Genomic DNA, 2,952 nt, shown 5'->3' with positions numbered 1-2,952 from the left:
CCTGCTTGGACTAAGGCTCATGCAACGATGGCTCTCCTCCTGTACGACAATAGGGCGCGCAATTAGTTATGTGACACAGTAGTACTAACAGGCTGCTGAAGTACCTGCGGTTACGTCATCGCGGAAGGCCCCCGATGCGTTGATGGAAGTCCCCCACTTGCCCCCGGAGATCATGCGCGGCGCCGACACATTCACCGAGAGTTTATTTTCCATGCGCAAGTTGGACGACTTCGTTCCGAAGTCGCATCCGTTGCGTTCGATCCGCGTGATGGCGAACGAAGCGCTGGCAAAGATGGACCGGTTGTTTGCCGGGATGTACGAGGCTGACATCAAGGGTGGGCGGCCGAGCATCGCGCCGGAGAAGTTGCTGCGAGCCATGCTGCTCCAGGTACTCTACAGCGTCCGCTCGGAGCGTCAACTGATGGAGCAGGTGCAATACAACCTACTATTTCGCTGGTTCATCGGCTTGGCCATGGATGACGACGTATGGGTGCCGACGGTCTTCACGAAGAATCGCGAACGTCTGATCAAGCATGATGCCGTGATCGAATTCTTCAACGAAGTGGTGGCGATCGCCGAGAAGAAGTGCCTGCTCTCGGGCGAGCACTTCAGCGTCGACGGCAAGCTGATCCAGGCATGGGCGGGGCATAAGAGCTTCGTGCCCAAGGACAATGACGATCAGGACAGCGACGGCGGCAGCACAGGCGACTTCAAAGGCGAGAAGCGCAGCAACGAGACGCATGAGTCCAGGACCGATCCCGATGCGCGGCTCTATCGCAAAGGCAATACGGCCGGCGAATTGCGTTACATGGGCCACACGCTGACCGACAATCGACATGGCCTTGTGGTCAACGCGTGCGTGACGCGCTGACGGGCATGCCGAGCGCGAAGCGGCCAAGGTCATGATCAACGACGCGCGGCAAGCGGCAGAAGATGCGAGCGCAGAAATCACGCTGGGCGCAGACAAGGGTTACGACGCGCAGGAATTCATCGAGGCGTGCCAGATGAAGGTCACACCGCACGTTGCACAAAACACCTCAGGGCGGCGTTCGTCCGTACCCGATACGATTGCCTCGAGCGTGGGCTACGCCATCTCGCAGCAAAAGCGCAAGCTGATCGAACAGGGCTTCGGGTGGGCCAAGACCGTGGGGTGCATGCGCCAGGTGATGGTGCGCGGGTTGAAGAAAGTGGACCAGCTGTTCGTGTTGAACATGGCCGCCTACAACCTCGTGCGCATGCGCTCATTGGCACAAGTCCGCCCGTAGTGGCGAAAAACGAGGCAATGAGGCCAGAAAGTGGCCTCGACCCGGCGAAAAAACCCGGAATTCGCGTTGTAATTGCACAATGTGATACGGCCTGCAGCACGCGCCGAGCGAGCGCAGAAAGGCTACTTTTTCGGCGTGTATTTCAGCGGCCTGCTAAGGCTGTCCGCTCCCTCGCAATCGCCTTGCCAAGACGCTCCTCTACCGTACCCGTGTACTTTGACATTACCGCTCATGTTGTCGTTTGCCCACATATAGTGTCGAGCCCTTCAGCTTTTTCTTGCGAAGGACACAAAATGATGCAAACCAACATATAAGGCATAAACTAAGGTGCTGTGAGTAGAAGCAGCGATATCTCAAGTCCGACTGAGGGGAAACTCAGAGGCATACCTCGCACCTAAGCCGCTGAGACTTTTGGATTTTTTATAAAATTGAAATCGTCATGCCAGTACGATATCCGGCCATCAAGCCAAGCTCTCAATTCCCCACATTTTTGTAATGGAGCGGTAGGCGGAGCGTCGAGATGCCGGCACAAAACTCGCGGAAGACGTTTACCGGAAAGGAGAGTTCCTACCCAGGCCAGTTCAAGCTCAGCCATTTTCTGTTTGCTTACCAAACTGATCGCCTAGCGGCGGGCGCCGCTACCCTTGGCTCGGCCGCACCCAGCTCCATCGAGACAGTCCCTTATTCACCGCTACGTGGCGGCAAAGTGGCGACTTGAGACATGGCGTCCTTGATGATGGAACGTTTCCAGTCAGTCGAGAATCGGCCAATGCCTCCGCATTCCTTGTCTACCTGTCTTCTGCCGGGAGCAATACCGCGTGCCGCACATTCAGCGATGAATGCGATAACATCGGCTTGGTATATTTCTTTCTGGGCCTGCGTCTCCTTGCTCGCATATTCCGCATGCATCTGCGCCAGGCGAGTCGCCAACTCTCGCTCGCGCCTCCACACGGTTGCTGCTGTTACGTTCAAGCCTGCCGCTACAGCACCCACAGACTGATGCCCACCTTCTGCGAGCGCGTCGTTGAGCCGCCTCACAAGTTCAGCAGCCAACTGGAGCCGACGCGGGACTGATCGCTGAACTTCAAAATCCGGCTTTCGCTCCACGCTCCCTGCCACTTCAAACCTGTTACTGACGAACATCTGCGCCATGGTCGCGCCTGTCGCGTAGCTCGCCCGAACGAAAAGTAGCAACGGAGCCGGAAACGTCCCCGCACAGAAATGTACGATCTGGGAAGGTAGGATTCCTAACGCGCGCCCCATCTGTGCAGACGATCCACACCAGAAAACATCACGCAGGGCGCGCACTGCAACGTCCGATGAGATCAGCTCGATTTCGCCGCGGACATTGGAAAGCGACAATGCATCTTCAACGCTACGCGAAAGGAACGCATCCTGTTCGCTGATAGACCTCGATTCCGCCGGAATCAACCTGCCCATCCACTTACCGCATCCGCGGCAGCAGCCCACCCTAGTGAAAGCTCCGAATGATGGCTGCCGGCCCCGCCCACAAAACGGACACTGATTCTCAAGATGAACGCGATGATGCGGGCAAACAAGCACATCCGCGACACGCCACGCAAGCGGCTCGTAGACGGCGGTTGTCAACGTACTTGTCGCGTCACCTCATGCGCACTGCTTTAGTTCTTCCGGTTGCATGCGCTCCGGATTGAGCCAGACTTCATCC

The 2,952-nt window shown here is 57.2% G+C and carries 1 protein-coding gene and 1 pseudogene; one reads left to right on the top strand and one right to left on the bottom strand.

The features are described from left to right. The first annotated feature begins 172 nt into the window (after positions 1–172). Positions 173–1,265 (top strand): annotated as a pseudogene (locus HWY30_RS40560) (IS5 family transposase). 681 nt (positions 1,266–1,946) lie between these two features. On the opposite strand, the gene HWY30_RS40555 reads toward HWY30_RS40560, so the two are convergent. Then, positions 1,947–2,705, bottom strand: coding sequence for a PqqD family protein (locus HWY30_RS40555; RefSeq protein WP_090809627.1), 759 nt, complete (start codon positions 2,703–2,705; stop codon positions 1,947–1,949). Positions 2,706–2,952 lie beyond the last annotated feature (247 nt).

It is taken from the genome of Paraburkholderia tuberum STM678 (genome assembly GCF_902833905.1).
Lineage (GTDB): Bacteria > Pseudomonadota > Gammaproteobacteria > Burkholderiales > Burkholderiaceae > Paraburkholderia > Paraburkholderia tuberum.
The sequence above is the reverse complement of the archived record's forward strand: the minus strand, read 5'-3'. Positions and strand labels throughout refer to the sequence as shown.

Bases quoted from the DNA above. Each gene is read 5' to 3' on its own strand.
- HWY30_RS40555 (WP_090809627.1), bottom strand. From the start codon at position 2,705: ATGGGCAGGTTGATTCCGGCGGAATCGAGGTCTATCAGCGAACAGGAT.